At 66.1% G+C, this 1,583-nt stretch carries 1 protein-coding gene; it reads left to right on the forward strand.

The window, feature by feature from the left end:
• Nucleotides 1-210 precede the first annotated feature (210 nt).
• Nucleotides 211-1,491, forward strand: coding sequence for an IS110 family RNA-guided transposase (locus tag ABIB14_RS18655; RefSeq protein WP_354237387.1), 1,281 nt, complete (start codon nucleotides 211-213; stop codon nucleotides 1,489-1,491).
• The last annotated feature ends 92 nt before the right edge of the window (nucleotides 1,492-1,583 follow it).

The following is a 1,583-nucleotide window of genomic DNA, read 5'->3' on the forward strand; positions in this document are numbered from 1 at the left end:
GGGCGCCCGTTCCGGGCTGAAAATGTGCCTGTGGCCGCCTGCCGACGCCGTTCCCCCTATGGTTCTTTCAGGCCGTCATCTAGCCGGGCGCCGGGGATCACGCTGCGGGCCCTTCATTGTTTCTTTGCCGAGAACGAGGACTAGATTCCGTTGTCCCGGTGATCCCCGCGGGTGGCCGCTTTGCAAACAGCGGGTGTGTTTGGGGAGGAGATGAACAGGATCATGCTGGCCGAAACCCAGGATGAGGAACAGATCATTGCCAGGGCCGCCGCCCTGGATATCGGCAAGGCCGAACTCGTGTGTTGTGTCCGGATCCCCGCGGAGGGGAATCCGAAGAAGCGGTTGCAGGAGGTGTCCACGCATTCGACGATGACCCGGTCGCTGGCCGAGCTGGCCAACCATCTGGTGGACCTGCGGATCGAGCGGGTGGTGATGGAGGCAACGTCCGATTACTGGAAGCCGGTGTTCTACCTCCTGGAGGCCCACGGGCTGGAGCCGTGGCTGGTCAACGCCCGCGACGTGAAGCACCTGCCGGGCCGGCCCAAGACCGACGTCCTCGATGCGGTCTGGCTCTGCAAGGTCGCCGAACGCCAGATGCTCCGGCCCAGCTTCGTCCCGCCCGCCCCGATCCGGCGGCTGCGGGACCTGACCCGGTACCGGATCGATCTGGTCGGGGCGCGGACGGCGGAGAAGAACCGGGTCGAAAAACTCCTCGAGGATGCCTGCATCAAACTCTCCGTTGTCGCCTCGGACATTTTCGGGGTGTCCGGCCGGGCGATGATGGCGGCGCTGATCGCCGGCGAACGTAACCCGAAAGTCCTCGCGCAGATGGCACGGTCCAGGATGCGGACGAAGATCAGCGAACTCGAGGAGGCCTTCACGGGCCACTTTGATGACCACCACGCCTTCCTCCTGGCCCGGATGCTGGCCCGGATCGACGGCATCGACGCCGACATCGCCGCGGTCGACGAACAGATCGAGGCGCAGCTGGCCCCTTTCGCGGCCGCGGCGGAACGCCTGGATCAGATCCCGGGCATCGGACCGGTCGCCGCCGCCATTATTCTCGCCGAGATCGGGGCCGACATGTCGCGGTTCCCGACCGCGGGGCACCTGTGTTCCTGGGCGAAGTTCTCCCCGGGCATCAGCTCCTCCGCCGGAAAGACCAAAGGCAACGGCTCCACCGGACACGGCGACCGCTATCTTGCCCGGGTCCTCGGCGAGGCCGCCGTCGGGGTAGGCAGAACCGGCACGTTCCTGGGTGAACGCTACCGAAGGATCGCCCGGCGGCGGGGCAAGAAACGCGCCATCGTCGCCGTCGGACGATCCATTCTCGTCATCGTCTGGCACCTGCTGCAGGACCCGGACGCACGGTTCCGCGACCTCGGCCCCGACCACTTCAGCCGCCGCACCAACCCGGACACCCGGAAACGCGGCCACATCCGCCAGCTCGAAGCACTCGGCTACACCGTCACCCTGACCCCCGCAGCCTGACTTCTATTTTCAAAACCACCGGAGGCTCCATGTCGCCTCCGGATATCCACCCACGCACCTACCACGGGCAGGTCACCTCATTTTCGGACTAG

The organism is Arthrobacter sp. UYEF3, from assembly GCF_040546245.1.
Taxonomy (GTDB): Bacteria; Actinomycetota; Actinomycetes; order Actinomycetales; family Micrococcaceae; genus Arthrobacter.